At 46.1% G+C, this 14,432-nt stretch carries 13 protein-coding genes; 4 read left to right on the top strand and 9 right to left on the bottom strand.

The genetic code is table 11. From position 1 onward, the window contains the following. Positions 1 to 5 precede the first annotated feature (5 nt). The 4 genes from METLU_RS0110995 (at position 6) to METLU_RS25160 (ending at position 3,140) form a co-directional block, all read left to right on the top strand. Entirely contained in the window at positions 6 to 290 is a 285-nt protein-coding gene (locus tag METLU_RS0110995; RefSeq protein WP_027158252.1) for a hypothetical protein, read from the top strand. 57 nt (positions 291 to 347) lie between these two features. Further along, complete coding sequence (locus tag METLU_RS0110990; RefSeq protein WP_027158251.1) at positions 348 to 692, top strand: hypothetical protein; 345 nt, start codon at positions 348 to 350, stop codon at positions 690 to 692. A gap of 392 nt (positions 693 to 1,084) precedes the next feature. After that, a complete protein-coding gene (locus METLU_RS25165; RefSeq protein ID WP_196806532.1) occupies positions 1,085 to 1,879 on the top strand; it encodes a C39 family peptidase in 795 nt (264 codons plus the stop codon). A gap of 88 nt (positions 1,880 to 1,967) precedes the next feature. Then, positions 1,968 to 3,140, top strand: a complete 1,173-nt coding sequence (locus METLU_RS25160; protein WP_231383588.1) for a hypothetical protein — start codon at positions 1,968 to 1,970, stop codon at positions 3,138 to 3,140. A 477-nt stretch (positions 3,141 to 3,617) separates the two neighbouring features. On the opposite strand, the gene METLU_RS0110975 is transcribed toward METLU_RS25160, so the two are convergent. The 9 genes from METLU_RS0110975 to METLU_RS0110935 all read right to left on the bottom strand — a co-directional run bounded on the left by METLU_RS0110975 (position 3,618) and on the right by METLU_RS0110935 (position 14,289). Continuing rightward, complete coding sequence (locus tag METLU_RS0110975) at positions 3,618 to 5,114, bottom strand: SpoVR family protein (protein WP_027158250.1); 1,497 nt, start codon at positions 5,112 to 5,114, stop codon at positions 3,618 to 3,620. After that, positions 5,111 to 6,370, bottom strand: a complete 1,260-nt coding sequence (locus METLU_RS0110970) for a YeaH/YhbH family protein (RefSeq protein ID WP_027158249.1) — start codon at positions 6,368 to 6,370, stop codon at positions 5,111 to 5,113. The genes METLU_RS0110975 and METLU_RS0110970 overlap by 4 nt, the downstream gene beginning before the upstream one ends. Positions 6,371 to 6,387: 17 nt before the next feature. Further along, the gene (locus tag METLU_RS0110965; RefSeq protein ID WP_027158248.1) at positions 6,388 to 8,310 is read right to left on the bottom strand and encodes a PrkA family serine protein kinase; all 1,923 of its coding nucleotides are present in this window, start codon (positions 8,308 to 8,310) and stop codon (positions 6,388 to 6,390) included. A gap of 312 nt (positions 8,311 to 8,622) precedes the next feature. Next, positions 8,623 to 8,931: a hypothetical protein gene (locus tag METLU_RS0110960; RefSeq protein WP_027158247.1), complete on the bottom strand. Its 309-nt coding sequence runs from the start codon at positions 8,929 to 8,931 to the stop codon at positions 8,623 to 8,625. A 123-nt stretch (positions 8,932 to 9,054) separates the two neighbouring features. Continuing rightward, positions 9,055 to 11,463, bottom strand: a complete 2,409-nt coding sequence (locus METLU_RS0110955; RefSeq protein ID WP_027158246.1) for a fatty acid cis/trans isomerase — start codon at positions 11,461 to 11,463, stop codon at positions 9,055 to 9,057. Positions 11,464 to 11,587: 124 nt separating this feature from the next. Then, positions 11,588 to 12,187: an MBL fold metallo-hydrolase gene (locus METLU_RS0110950; RefSeq protein ID WP_027158245.1), complete on the bottom strand. Its 600-nt coding sequence runs from the start codon at positions 12,185 to 12,187 to the stop codon at positions 11,588 to 11,590. Between the two features lie 70 nt (positions 12,188 to 12,257). Continuing rightward, positions 12,258 to 12,656, bottom strand: a complete 399-nt coding sequence (locus METLU_RS0110945; RefSeq protein WP_027158244.1) for a 4a-hydroxytetrahydrobiopterin dehydratase — start codon at positions 12,654 to 12,656, stop codon at positions 12,258 to 12,260. A 266-nt stretch (positions 12,657 to 12,922) separates the two neighbouring features. Then, the gene (locus tag METLU_RS0110940; protein ID WP_027158243.1) at positions 12,923 to 13,540 is read right to left on the bottom strand and encodes a CDP-alcohol phosphatidyltransferase family protein; all 618 of its coding nucleotides are present in this window, start codon (positions 13,538 to 13,540) and stop codon (positions 12,923 to 12,925) included. After that, positions 13,537 to 14,289 carry an endonuclease/exonuclease/phosphatase family protein gene (locus tag METLU_RS0110935; protein WP_027158242.1) on the bottom strand — a complete coding sequence of 251 codons (753 nt, stop codon included), beginning with the start codon at positions 14,287 to 14,289 and terminating at the stop codon, positions 13,537 to 13,539. The genes METLU_RS0110940 and METLU_RS0110935 overlap by 4 nt, the downstream gene beginning before the upstream one ends. Positions 14,290 to 14,432 lie beyond the last annotated feature (143 nt).

Below are 14,432 nucleotides of genomic sequence, written 5' to 3'. Positions count from 1 at the left end.
TTGCTATGAAATTAACAAAAACAATTATTGCAAGTGTACTGGTTTTAGGTATGGGTTCTGCATTCGCTGATGAGCCGGTAGCACTGACAGAAACACAAATGGACAACGTCACCGCAGCTGGTCTTGCAGTAGCTGACGCAGGAGCTATTGCAGCTGGTCTGCTGTCTGCCGCAACTACAACTCAAACAAGTACAGGTGTTATCGTGCTTAATACATATCCGACACAAGGTGGCCAGATCACCAAGGATTTCGCATTCTCTATATCGAAGTCGGCAGGTGCTGCTTTATAAGCGCTGTCCAGTTGTAGGACCAATTAAAGACGTTACTCAATATTTTGGAGAAATAAGATGAATAAATTTACTTGTATGTTAGCAGGTGCTTCAATGTTGGTAATCGCAGGCGGCGTAAGTGCGGAGCCTATGACTTTGTCCGCTGCCGAAATGGATGGCATTAATGCCGGTGCCGTAGTCATTCCTCAAGGCGCCGCTGAAAGCATTGGCGCTGCAGGCGCTTTTTCTAATCTGCTCGGCATTACTGCTACAAAATCCAATGTTCTTGTTCTTCCCCAAGGCGGAATTGTTCTTTCATCTGGAGAAGGCACAGCCGTAGCGGTTTCTTCATTTAGCCCAGGTCTTTCCACTAATGGCGCAGTGGCAGCCAGTTTATCTAACTCAGCAGCCACATTGTTTTAAAAAAGAAAAAGCAGGAAACGCCTCTTTTGTCTAGGGAAGAGGCGATTCCCACTCATAGCGCACTATACGTTTGAATCACGCTCCGCATTATATTAGTGCGGGGCGTTTTCTTTTTCCACAACTCTATTGACAAAGAAAGAAAATATTGACTAATGTCAGGTAACTATCGTTTTCATGCTCTGCTTGGGAACTAACGAGTTATATTGATGTGTATTTATATCTTATAGGGCATAAACGTTACAGATGAGTGGCGCATGCCATTCCTCTAGCGATCTCTTTACCTACAGCGCATTTGATGAATGTGCCAATTAACAGCGTAACATCAGATATTGAGAAACAGTTTCTCCCTACTCCATTATGAACCCAATGGAATAACTCAACAGGAGATGAAAATGTTTTTATTTTTTTATATAAAAAATATTTATTGTTTAATTATTCGCAAGTTTTTTCCTGCATCAATTTTTGCGGTAATAATGAAGAGTTTTCATTCAAGCCTCAACAGACCTAAAAAAAATATTATCTCCGGCATAAACCAATGTATTCAAAAGTTACTGACACTGCCTTATGCGGGTTTTTTAACAGCTAAAAAACTGGGATTGTTGATATGTCTGATAGGAAGCTTTTCGGAAGTTTCCGAAGCCCGCACCGTGAAGTCGCTTATAGAAATGCGACACGAAAATGTCGTTATACAACAATGGGATCTAAGCTGTGGGGCGGCAACTTTAACGACGCTTTTAAATTATCAGCATGGCGATTTTGTAACAGAAAAGGATGTTGCAACTGTTCTTATGAAAAGGGAAGAATATATTAAATATCCGGGGTTGGTTAATATCAGACAGGGTTTTTCGTTGCTGGATCTTAAGCGTTATGCAGATGGTCATGGTTATAAGGGGATTGGCTATGGTAAACTCACGCTCGATGATCTTATAAAAAAAGCTCCAGTCATTGTTCCGATAAATATCATGGGTTATAACCATTTTGTCATCTTTCGAGGGATACAGGGCAACCGCGTACTGCTAGCCGATCCTGCGTGGGGCAACCGGACAATGCTTATTGACATGTTTGAAAAGATGAGAATCGATTTTCCTAAAATAGGCAAGGTCGGTTTTGTAATTACTAGGCTTGATGGAGCTGAGCCGCCCAATCGCTTGCAGCCTAGATCACGCGAGTTTGTTATGACACGATAGGTAAGTTATGGCCGTAAAAAATAATAATAATCGAATAAATGCGTCGAAATGTTCCTTTCCACCCTGGAGAATTTCACCAGGACTTATCTTGATGATTGGCACAGGAATGCTGGTATCGAGTTGGAGTTATGCGTCAGGGAAAACAGTAGATGAAATATCGGAATCAAGCTTACAAAATACACTGATACAAAAAATTGCTGAAAGGGATCAGGTAATTGCTGATCTTCAGCGCAGGGTACAACTTTTGGAACAACGTGCCACAGCCCCTGAGGCCGGTCGGTATCCTGGTGCCAGCAGTCCTGCCATCTTGGCAAAGTCGCCTGCTAATCAGGCGCAAGTTCAAAAGGCACCGGTCAAGACACAACAAGCCAGTTCGGCACCCGGTAGTTTTGAAATCGATGAAGATGCGGCTCAACGCGCACTAGAACGTACATTAGTTCAAACCGGTGCTTTGCTTTTGCCCTTTGGTCAGGCAGAAGTTCAGCCATTCGCTACTTATATAAGAAGAGAATCCGAAACACCTGTTTTGGTGGCGAACGCTACAGGAGGATTTCTGGTAGGAAGTCAACGCGTCAGCCGGGATGAAATCGATGCCGGTGCAAATTTACTGTTTGGCCTGCCTTTTGAATCTCAGTTTGAAGTACGCGTTCCTAGTCGATTTATCGATCAATCTGTCACCACTTCAGCACTGGGAGCATTTCCTAGTGAGACAAGAAGTAATACTGAAACATTCGGCGATGTCAGTGTCGGCATTGCCAAAACCTTGATGCATGAAAGCGATTGGCTTCCGGATGTGATAGCCCGATTTACATGGGATTCGGCAAGTGGCAATATGGTTCAGGACAATATTGCAACGGGAATCGGATTTAACGATTTCATTGGATCATTGACGTTTTTAAAACGTCAGGATCCGTTGGCTTTTACCGGAACAGTCGCCTATAAAACAACTTTAGAGGAAGATGGCATAGAGCCAGGTGATCAAGTCGACTTCAATATCTCCGCAATATTGGCCGCCAGTCCACAGACATCTTTAAATGTCGGTTTACAACAGTCATTTATTCAAGAGACCAAGGTTAATAATGTTGAAGTACCCGGTAGCGACGGCGTGGCAAGCGTCTTTACTGCGGGTGCGTCATCGACCATTGGCCGCAGTTTATTTTTCTCTGTTTTGGGCGGTGTTGGGTTGACAGAGGACTCACCCGATTATTTCCTTAACGTAACCATTCCATTCAGGTTTGATGTACCTGTTAAACCACAATAGATCTTTATAAAACTCATAAGGGCTTTAGTCGTGACAATGCGGGCTAAAGCCCTTTTTCACAATGCGCTCACTTCGCAGGCTTATTATCAACTAAATGGCTGCGGTTTCCTTTGCTCGAGAACTGAAATGTTCTGGGTTGATCCAGGTTGTTACGGTATGTGACGACAAATGTGTTCAGAATCACCGGTGATTACATTGACAGGTCAAGGTTGATACATGGCAAGGCTAAATTAAGCTAAAGATCAACTTGAGTTCGGGATAAGAAAAGAGAGCGGGTTTTGGTTATAAATGAAGTTGTAGGATCGAATTCACTTGTGCCCAATAGGGGTATTCGATCCAAGGCGCCCGAGCGCGAGAGAAGGGGACATTAACATGCAGTTGCAGTGAGAATACCCAGGGGGCAAAAGTGAATTCGCACTACGCGAGCATTGAGTCAATTTACTACAATTTCTTCATAAGGCTTAAGCCGAACTGAGGTTAAAGAGGACATTCAAATGTAGTAAGCACCGATCCATCCTCGGAAAGCGTTTCAAGCCGGACATCAAATCCCCAAAGTCTGGCGACGTGTTTTAGCACTTCATCTGCACTTTTGGCTAACGGCAAACGGTGATATTGGGTGTGACGTAAAGTCAATGAACGGTCGCCTTTACGATCGACGTGGTAAACCTGGATATTGGGTTCGTTGCTGCCCAGGTTGTATTGTTCCGACAATGCCTGGCGGATATATTGGTAGCCTTGTTCATCATGGATCGAGGTCACCGCGATTTCTCTTTCCCTGTAGTCATCAAGGATAGAAAACAGTTTGAGGTCCCGAATGACTTTGGGGGATAAATACTGGCTGATAAAACTTTCATCTTTAAAATTCTGCATAGCGAAATGCAGAGTCTTATTCCAGTCGCTGCCGGCTATTTCCGGAAACCAGTGTTTATCTTCAGGTGTCGGGTTTTCACAGATTCTGCGGATATCGCTCATCATTGCAAAGCCCAGCGCGTAGGGATTAATGCCAGAGTAGTACTTGCTGTCGAAGGGTGGCTGGTAAACTACGTTGGTATGTGATTGCAGAAATTCAATCATAAAACCATCCGTTACCAAGCCTTCATCATAAAGCTGATTCAGAATCGTATAATGCCAAAAGGTGGCCCAGCCTTCATTCATTACCTGCGTTTGTCGTTGGGGATAAAAATACTGGGAAATTTTGCGTACGATGCGGATGATTTCACGTTGCCAGGGTTCCAGGAACGGGGCATTTTTTTCGATGAAGTAAAGGATATTCTCCTGAGGCTCTTCGGGGAAGCGGACTTCTTCCTCTGTGTCGCTGCGCGGCGTTTCCTTAGTGGGTATGGTACGCCATAACTCATTAACCTGAGATTGCAGGTAGGCTTCTCGATCTCGCTGCCGGGCTTGTTCTTCCTGTAGGGACAATTTGGATGGACGTTTATATCGGTCTACGCCAAAGCTTTTCAAGGCATGGCAAGAGTCGAGAATGGCCTCAACCTGTTCTTCGCCATAGCGTTCCTCGCAGTCCGCGATATAGCTTTTGGCAAACAGCAGATAGTCGATAATGGAATCCGCACTGGTCCAGGTCGTGAATAAATAGTTCTTCTTGAAAAAGGAGTTATGTCCATAAGCGGCATGCGCGATAACTAATGCCTGCATGGTCATGCTGTTTTCTTCCATTAAATAAGCGATGCAGGGATTGGAATTGATCACGATTTCATAAGCCAATCCCATCTGGCCTCTTTTGTAACGTTTTTCGTTTTTAACGAATTCCTTGCCGAACGACCAGTGACTGTAACCGATGGGCATACCGACGGAGGCATAGGCATCCATCATTTGTTCGGCTGTAATGATTTCCAGTTGAATCGGGTAGGTGTCCAATCCGAAATTATTGGCAATACGGGCTATTTCTGCGTGATATTTTTCTATCAGCTCAAATGTCCATTCCGATGTCTCTGATAGCGGTTTTCTGCTCATGAGCTTTGCTTCTCAAAAAGTTTGCGGAATACGGGATAAATATCGGCGACCCCTGCAATGCGCTGCATGGCAAAGTTGCTCCATTTGCTTTTCAGAGTCAGATACTCATGCCAGAGGTTCTGATGCCTATCCTCGGTGATTTCGATGTAGGCGTAATATTGCATATAAGGCATGATTTGCTCGGATAGGATTCGTGTGCAGTCTTTTGAATCGTTATCCCAGTTGTCACCGTCCGAGGCTTGCGCGGCATAAATATTCCATTCGGAGGTCGGGAAACGCTCCTGAATAATCTTGCTCATCAAATTGAGTGCGCTGGATACCACCGTGCCCCCGGTTTCCCTTGAATAAAAAAAGGTTTCCTCATCTACTTCACTGGCTTCGGTGTGATGGGAAATAAAGACAACCTGGATTTTTTCATAAGTTCGGGTCAGAAAGAGATACAGCAGCATGAAGAATCGTTTTGCCATGTCTTTTTCCTCAGGCCCCATGGAGCCCGAGACATCCATAACGCAGAACATGACCGCTTGCGTAGTCGGTTTAGGCTTGTCTATGCGGTTGTCATAACGCAAATCAAAAGTGTCGATAAAGGGAATCTGCTCGACTTTTTTCTTGAGCCGCTTGATTTCCTCATGCAGTGCAATAACCACAGCATCGGTTTCGTTGTGGCGTTTGAGTAAATTCTCAAGTTCTGCTTCGGCTTCCGCAATTCTCTTAATATGAGGCGCGCGCATAGCGATACGTCGGCCCAATGCCCCTCGTAATGAACGGATAACATTGATATTAGTCGGATTACCTTCGCTAGTATGGCCAGCCCGCACTTTTTTGGTTTCGTGGATGGTCGCCAGTTTGGTCTTGACCAGGTTAGGCAATTCAAGATCTTCAAAGAAGAATTGCATGAATTCTTCACGGGTCAGTTCAAAGACGAATTCATCCAGGCCTTCACCGGTATCAGAGGCTTGACTGCCTTGTCCGGTTCCGCCTTCGGGGCGTTCGATTTTGTCGCCTTTACGAAATTCCTTGTTCCCTGGATGAATGATTTCGCGATAACCGCCCTGGCCGTGGTGGAAGAAAGGTTCCGAGGTATCTCTTGCAGGGATAGAAACCTTTTCACCTTTATCCAGATCGGTCACGCTACGTTCGGTTACAGCGTCGGCAACCGCTTTTTTAATCTGGGTGCGAAAACGGCGAATAAATTTCTGTCGGTTAACGGCACTCTTATTCTTTCCGTTCAGGCGTCTATCTACAATTCGAGTCACAAATTTCTCCTCAAGTTTCAAGACGATTTACGTACTCTTAAATACCATTCGCTGAGTAACCGTACCTGCTTCTCTGTATAACCTTTTTCAACCATGCGATCAATAAACTCCTCATGTTTTTTCTGATCTTCAGGCGATGCCTTGGCATTGAATGAAATTACCGGCAGCAGATCTTCAGTGGTCGAAAACATTTTCTTTTCGATCACCGTGCGCAGCTTTTCATAACTGGTCCAGGCCGGATTCTTGCCGCCATGTTTGGCACGCGCCCGTAGTACAAAGTTCACAATTTCATTGCGGAAATCTTTGGGATTACTGATGCCGGCAGGTTTCTCGATTTTTTCCAACTCGTCATTCAAGGCGCTTCGATCAAACATCTCGCCGGTATCGGGATCGCGGTAGTTGGTGTCCTGTATCCAGTAGTCGGCATAAGTCACATACCGGTCGAAGATGTTTTGCCCGTATTCCGAATAGGATTGCAGATAAGCGGTTTGGATTTCCTTGCCGATGAATTCTATATATTTCTGTGTCAGGTAACCTTTAAGATAGGATAGATATTTTTCTTCAACATCCACCGGAAACTGTTCACGTTCGATCTGTTGTTCGATGACATACAAGAGATGAACCGGGTTGGCTGCAACTTCAGTGTTATCGAAGTTGAATACCTTCGACAGGATCTTGAATGCAAAACGCGTGGACAGGCCGGTCATGCCTTCATCGACACCGGCATAATCGCGGTATTCCTGATAGGACTTGGCATGAGGATCGGTATCTTTCAGATTCTCGCCATTGTAAACCCTCATCTTGGAGAAGATGTTGGAGTTTTCAGGTTCTTTCAATCGCGATAACACCGCAAACTGCGCCATCATTTGCAAAGTGCCGGGCGCACACGGCGCATTATGCAATGAGCTGTTTTCCAGCAGTTTGTCGTAAATTTTCATTTCTTCCGAGACACGCAGGCAATAAGGCACTTTGACAATATAAATGCGGTCGAGAAACGCCTCATTGTTTTTGTTGTTTCTGAATGCCAGCCATTCCGATTCGTTCGAGTGCGCGAGAATGATGCCCTGGAATGGTATCGCCGGAAAACCTTCCGTGCCTTTGTAGTTGCCTTCCTGCGTTGCAGTCAGCAGCGGATGCAGAACCTTGATGGGCGCCTTGAACATCTCAACGAATTCAAGCAAGCCCTGATTGGCCCGGCACAGGCCGCCGGAATAGCTGTAGGCATCGGGATCGTCCTGTGAGTATTTTTCCAGTTTACGAATGTCGACTTTGCCCACCAGTGATGAAATATCCTGATTGTTTTCATCGCCCGGTTCGGTTTTGGCGACGGCAATTTGTCTCAGGATGGAAGGTCGAATGCGTACGACTCTGAATTGGCGTATATCGCCATTGAATTCATGCAGCCGTTTGGTTGCCCAAGGCGACATGATTGTGTTGAGGTAGCGTCTGGGGATGCCGTAATCTTTTTCAAGAATATCGCCATCTTCATCAATATTGAAAAGACCCAATGGCGATTCGAACACAGGAGAGCCTTTAATGGCATAGAAAGGTGTTTTTTCCATCAGCGCTTTAAGCCGTTCAGCCAGTGATGATTTACCACCGCCGACCGGGCCGAGCAAATAAAGGATCTGTTTCTTTTCTTCCAGGCCCTGGGCTGCATGCCTGAAGAAAGAGACTATTTGCTCGATGACATCTTCCATGCCATAAAATTCGCGAAATGCGGGATAAATTTTTATGACTTTGTTGGAAAAAATCCGGCTGAGCCTGGGATCGTTATGCGTATCGAGCAGTTCCGGCTCGCCAATAGCCGCCAGCATACGCTCAGCAGGGCTCGCATAAGTTAACGGATCTTTTTTACAGAGATCCAGGTATTCAGGAAGCGTTAATTCTTCTTCCTTCAATTCTTCAAACTTGGACGTGTAGCGTTCAAATATGCTCATCACAACCCCCACATGGTTTGTTATGTTATCAATACGACATCAATATAGACCATGTATTCACGCATTATCTCCATCGGCACAATTAATTTAAGCTGAACGGGAGGTTTTATGGTTCAACTTATGTCATGAAAAAATGCTGCAAATTCATGGTAGTGGTTATTTATACAAGAAATAAATGATTAATGTGCAAGTCTTTACAGTAGTTCGTTTACATTTCAACTAAAATCAGGATCCCTAGTAAAAGACAGCCGATTTGACTTAACAGCTTATAGTCTTTGTTGAAGAGGGCAAGACTTTTCTCCTATAAACCAGCTACTCTTCGTCGTTTAGGTATAAGGCTTTAATCAGTTCTCTTTCCTCCGGAGCAAGCACGAGCCACGGGTGTTTCTTTTCGTAGCGGCTCCGGTCTGGAAGCTGCTGTTGCCTTCGATCCAGCACTCGGCGGTCTTCGGTGCGCCTTTCCATTTTTCGGCGATCAGACTTTGGCCATGCCAGGTAATTTTTCTGTATATGTTCCACCCATTCCTGCGAACCGAATTCGTATGGGCAGACGCGTCTTTCAGTTTTGCGTCGATCCATAAATGAGCGTCGTGAGCCCCTGCGCAAATTAACTATTTTCATGTCCTAATTACCTAGTACTGAGCAATTTTCATCAAGGACAGGCTGATACTTTAGAAAGTTCAACTTAGCCGGGTGCATCTGGCACTAAGGATAAGGGGAGATCAGCTTGTCGGTTCTTTAAGATTACAAATTTTCATAGCGGTTCATATCGAAAAAACCGGCTGTTCCAGGCTGTTCATGCAGGTATTTTTGATTAAACCAATCATAATATTGCCATATTTGCGGATTATTGCGACGAATACCATAACGGTTGTAAAACAAGTCTTTCTCTGCACCGGTCCTAGCATGTTTCAGGTGTTCAATAAATTCCGGGACCTGCTGTATTAATACGCTCAAAAATATATTCGGATAACTGCCGAGAAACCCTGGCACAACGGTCAGCGTATCCTGCTCAGGCTGTCGCCTCAGATTTTCCGCGAAGATAAAGGAAACGTTCGATAGTTTTTGATTGCGGATCAGTGTGTAGACGAGGTCTTTTTCAGGATCGGCCGTTTTTATACGCAGAAACGATACTTCAGGCAAGGCTTCGATTTCATATCCTTTGAGATCGGCTAATTGCCGCATCATGCCATCTGCCTGCTGCTGATCGGGAGAACTGTTCGCTCTGATGCACGGTTCTTTCAGGCAGCGATTGATCAAATCAGGTTCTCCGCCTGCAGGACCCAGACGCTGCTGGGTCCGTTCAAAAAATTCCTTTTTATAGTCGCTGGTCTGATAGCTGATAGCCGTTTCCTTGTCGATGCCATACAAGGGTTTGTCGAAGAAACCGAACAGTTTGGCATCAATGCCTTGATACCAGGAATCGCGCATCGCTTTTCGATGTTGCACCGGAATAAACCGGAGAAAGTTATTTTCAGCCTCCATGCGTAACGAATCCATGTATAAACGTGTAGTCACCTGATGGCCGGCCGTGCCGTAGACATTAAAACCGGCCACAAGCAGGTAATGAATACGTTCGAATAAAGGGTAATCGACGACCCAGGCTGTCAGCGGCGTCTTGCCCACCAGGCCTTTCACCACTGTGGCATTGTCAAAATGCCGAAAGACCGTCAACAAGGCGTTGTCATTATGGCCGTCGCCATCCCATATCAGATTGAAATCGACATCATGATGCCTTAACAGGGCTTTATGAATGAAAGTTTCTTTTTTATCGACATATTGCTGCTGCAGTTTATTAACGTCGAGCCACGAAATTAAGCCGATTTTTTCGCCTTCGGAAGCAGGCATGCGCAGGTAGTGATTGTTTGCAGCCAGGAATTCAGTGCTTTCCTGCATAAAGTCGTTCTGAGGCTTAATGAAGGCTATCCAGAACTGGTCACGGATAACGTTAACCGCGGCCTGGCCCCGGCAAACCGGGCCTTTAATGAAACCGGAGAAAAAATACTGCGCATCGTCGAGCAGGAATTGATAGCGCGAGATGGCCGGCAGTTCGCTGAAGGTATTAAACGGGTTGGCGGCCGACTGCGGGCCATAGCCCGGCAGTTTTGTTACGGTGAATTCCGGCTTGAGAAACAGTTCCTGCAAGCGTTGCATTTTGCCGTCACTTAATTCATAAACAAAATGATCTTTATCGACAATGGTGGAGGTAATGGGGCGTAACCGGTAATAAAACCGCTCGATGCCCGGATCGTCAAATGGACGGATGCTTTTCAGTTCTTCGACTGTCTGACCCGAAGGCGTTTTGGAGCGGACCAGTTTGTAAAACTCAGTAGCCGGGTGACCTTTAAAATGTAAATCGCCGATATACAGATGCTCATAGATATAGCGGGCGACCAACTGCTGCTTTGATGAAGGGCCGTTAAGGAAATGCTCCCATTTTTCAATTTCAGTGGCTGCGGCAGCCGATAATGATGGCTGAATATCGGTTTTAGCCCCGGCCTGCAACCAGCTTAAAAGCGTATTTTCCTGATCCTGGGTGAGCGGCGGCAAACCGTAGGGCATGCCCCAAAGCGGGTGATCGTGCCGGTATTCTTCAAACTCGTCGAGGCTGGGACATTGTAAGGAACGTTCCAGATCAAGCTCTATGGTATTTGGTAATTTGCCGCTGGATGGCAAAGGATTGTCGCGCTTTAATTGCAACAATTTTGCAATCAACGATTTGTTCAGGTTGGCCTCGGGTGAGGAGGTCTGTTCATTCAGAACGGGGAAAAAACCTTTCTTTCGCCAGCCTGCGGTCGTGGTTTCATCAATGTACAGCCTGGACGGCTCCTGTGCGGTTATTCTTTCATGGTCATAAACGCTCTTCTTGCTCGCGCCTCGGTCTATGCCTTCAAACGAGCTTAATTTAAGCTGGCAAGGCGAGTCATAACAGGAATGGCAAGCGACGCAGCGCGAGTCCAGAATGGGTTTGACATCGTTATGATAGGAAACCGGGCGAAATTGCCGATTAAGGTCGACAGGCTGCGTTTGCGGTTTGGCGGTTGCCGTATTGCTCGTGCTTGCAAAATTTATCGTGTTATATGCACCGATAAAACAGCTTATAAAAATAAAAAATAAAAGAGTGTATAACTTTGAGCCAACAATTCTAATCATTATTATAGGACACTGAATTCCGTTGTCAGGGGCTGTTGTTTATAACGCTTAATTTGGTTCCATGCAGGAACGCTTGTCGTGATCCGGCTAAGGATCGGACCGGTATTGCCAGAAGGACTTATATCTAGAGCGATCTGGCCAGACGATGCAGCGCTTCACCGCCATGATTAAACAACGGCCAGCCATCGCCGGTCAATACGGCTTTAATGCCTGGTAAATCAGCCAGACGTTTGACCGATTGAATGGCCTTGTCCACATCCGCCAGTTTGTTTTCCGGCAGAAGACATAATTCGCCGCCAATATGGCAACGGATTAAATCGCCAGTGATCAGTGTAGTATGTTCCAAAACCAGGGCAAGCTCTCCCGGTGTTTTAGAACCGTCAAGCTCATAAGCGATCAGACCGTGGACGACTTCTTCATTATCGTAAAGCCAGCGGTTACAGGAAAGAGGGAAAGTGTCTTCTTCGGCAGCAGGGCCACAGAGCATGGCGCCTGTTTCACTGGCAATATGCTCGGCATCGCGGCAGTGGTCGCTATTGGTGATGACTATGAAGCTGGCGCCGCCCAGCCTTTGCAGATGACTGTGATCATGTGCGGACATGGGCAAGGGATCGATCAGGACATTGCCGCCATCACGCACCCATAGCACGCTATGGAAGTCCAGGTTGCGCTCTGTATCAAAGACCGACCAGCCAAACAGGTCTTTCCGATGTAACTGTTTCATAATGGTGCTCTCGTTAACCTCTGAAATTCCGGTCGCTAATGGTGCTTATCCGTTCGATAAGGGCAATGGCTCACCAGAAGTGAGTACCCAGACCTTGACGGTACTTTTTAAATACATTGCGTTCATTGACAGATTGAGTAAGCGTATCAGTTTTGGAGGCCATAATAAAATCATTAAGATGCAGTCCTTTTATTTTGCGGGTCCACCAGCAGACCGTAACTTGCCCCCACTCCGTTGTAATCGATGGATGATGACCTTCCTGTTCGGCCAGGGCACCGACTTTATTGGTAAAGGATAAGGCTTCTTTAAAATCACTAAATCTGAATGTTCGGGACAGATGCCGGACACCATCCGTTTCAATTATTATCCAATCCTTCAGTTGCGGCATAAGCTCATCAATGCCCTCTTGGGATAACATGGGCGCACCGACTTGGCAGACTTCACATTTTTTACTGGTCAGCTCATTCATTAGAAATCCCCTTTTTATTATTGATACCAATAACAATGACAAGATGACTTTATATTTGGTTGCGAAATATTAGAAATACTCGCTGTGTTTGTGCAATTGCCGCTGTTTTTTTTGCCCTTTCAGACAATTATTGCCGGATTTTCCCTTTTACTTCTTGGGCGCAACTGATGATTTCATCGCGCGAGTGAAAACAGTCGAGGCAAATATCCTTCATTTAGGCAATATTGCCCGACACACGGTGACAAGGATGACTTCTTGAGAGGAGTTCATTTATTGTGCTGGTTGGTGGTCGATGTCGGTTGAGGCAAATGTTTTAAAACACTCCAGAGAGACGATATGTTTGAACGCTTTTCGGTAAGTATTAACGTAATGGCAATTTCTTCGGCGGCGGCCAGCGTGCAGAGGACCGCGGCGATTCTGAATGGCCAGGCCGGACCGCCCAAGAATAATACATACAACGTCAGCGCCATTGCCGCCGCCGCTAATTTGACCGTCCATGTATGGTAGCTGGTAAAGGAGCCGAATTTGACCATGCCTACAATGGAAGGTATCAGGTAGCTGCTGATAATCAGAACCACATAAATCAGCTCTCGCTTTACGACATCGGGCCACAGCCACCATGCGCTGATTGCGATGACTAAATAAATAATGACATCGGCCCAACTGTCGAGTACGGCGCCGAATTGAGTCACTTGCCCGGTCAGACGCGCGGCGATACCGTCCAGCGCATCGGAGAGAAAGGATACAGCCAATAAAATCAGAAACAGATTCTTATGGCCATGCCAGGCTAACCATAACAACACCGGCGCGGCCACAAATCGAAAGCAGGTCAACAGATTGGGCAGAGTCAATAATTCCGGGTTGAGCTTTAGATTCATAGTCATAACTGAAAAGTTGCAGACAGTGGGGCATGGTCCGACAGCATGCGCCAGGGCAGTTGCCCCAGTCGATTACAGGAGACCGGCTCAAGGCCCCGGTAATAAATTCTATCCATCGGTAAAAGCGGCATCCAGGCCGGGAAAGTTCTGGCATGACGCCCATGTAGAGTTTGGAATACCTCTTTTAATTCCAGGTGATCGTGAAAATGCCGTTCGATCAACCCCATCCAGTCATTAAAATCACCGGCTATGATTAACGGCGCGTCATGCGGTATATGACTGTCTATGCGATTACATAATGTCTCGACCTGACGTCGGCGCTCAGTGCCTATAAGGCCGAAATGAATGCAGACAATATGTACGGTTTTGTTGACTGCGGGAACGTGAATCACACCGTGCAAAAGGCTGCGGCTGGCCCAGGGATAGGGTGAAACGTTCACATTCTCCCAGAATTCCAGATCATATTTGCTGAGAATGGCATTGCCGTGATGACCCTCGCTGTAGATTGCGTTTTTGCCGTAGGCATAGTGCGGCCAGTGACCATGGGCCAGAAATTCCGACTGTGAGAGGTCGGGCCAGTCCAGTATCTTTTTTTCATGCAAACTGTGCGCGCCTTGCGTTTCCTGCAGGAACAGCAAATCCGCTCCTGCGTCAATCAGTGCGTCGCGTATCTGATGCAGAACAAAGCGCCGGTTGCCGATATTGAAGCCTTTGTGGATGTTATAGGTCATTACGCGCAATTGGTTTTTAGTCATACAGCCCTAAGAAGTTAAATGCGATATCTGAAACATTAACCCTGATTAAAACCAAAAATCAAGCCGGTATTGATGGGAGCCGGCTGTATTCGAACTAATGCCGCTTTTATTGTCCAATACTTTAGTAATACTGAGGGGCTAGC

The sequence above is a fragment of the Methylobacter luteus IMV-B-3098 genome (genome assembly GCF_000427625.1).
Lineage (GTDB): Bacteria > Pseudomonadota > Gammaproteobacteria > Methylococcales > Methylomonadaceae > Methylobacter > Methylobacter luteus.
Note: the sequence above shows the minus strand (reverse complement) of the source record. Positions and strands in the feature narration are given on the sequence as shown.

Excerpts from the sequence above, each read along its gene's own strand:
- METLU_RS0110965 (WP_027158248.1), bottom strand. The coding sequence starts at position 8,310 with ATGAGCATATTTGAACGCTACACGTCCAAGTTTGAAGAATTGAAGGAA.
- METLU_RS0110990 (WP_027158251.1), top strand. The coding sequence starts at position 348 with ATGAATAAATTTACTTGTATGTTAGCAGGTGCTTCAATGTTGGTAATC.
- METLU_RS0110960 (WP_027158247.1), bottom strand. The coding sequence starts at position 8,931 with ATGAAAATAGTTAATTTGCGCAGGGGCTCACGACGCTCATTTATGGAT.
- METLU_RS0110975 (WP_027158250.1), bottom strand. The coding sequence starts at position 5,114 with ATGAGCAGAAAACCGCTATCAGAGACATCGGAATGGACATTTGAGCTG.
- METLU_RS0110935 (WP_027158242.1), bottom strand. The coding sequence starts at position 14,289 with ATGACTAAAAACCAATTGCGCGTAATGACCTATAACATCCACAAAGGC.
- METLU_RS0110945 (WP_027158244.1), bottom strand. The coding sequence starts at position 12,656 with ATGAATGAGCTGACCAGTAAAAAATGTGAAGTCTGCCAAGTCGGTGCG.
- METLU_RS0110955 (WP_027158246.1), bottom strand. The coding sequence starts at position 11,463 with ATGATTAGAATTGTTGGCTCAAAGTTATACACTCTTTTATTTTTTATT.
- METLU_RS25165 (WP_196806532.1), top strand. The coding sequence starts at position 1,085 with ATGTTTTTATTTTTTTATATAAAAAATATTTATTGTTTAATTATTCGC.
- METLU_RS0110950 (WP_027158245.1), bottom strand. The coding sequence starts at position 12,187 with ATGAAACAGTTACATCGGAAAGACCTGTTTGGCTGGTCGGTCTTTGAT.
- METLU_RS0110995 (WP_027158252.1), top strand. The coding sequence starts at position 6 with ATGAAATTAACAAAAACAATTATTGCAAGTGTACTGGTTTTAGGTATG.
- METLU_RS0110940 (WP_027158243.1), bottom strand. The coding sequence starts at position 13,540 with ATGACTATGAATCTAAAGCTCAACCCGGAATTATTGACTCTGCCCAAT.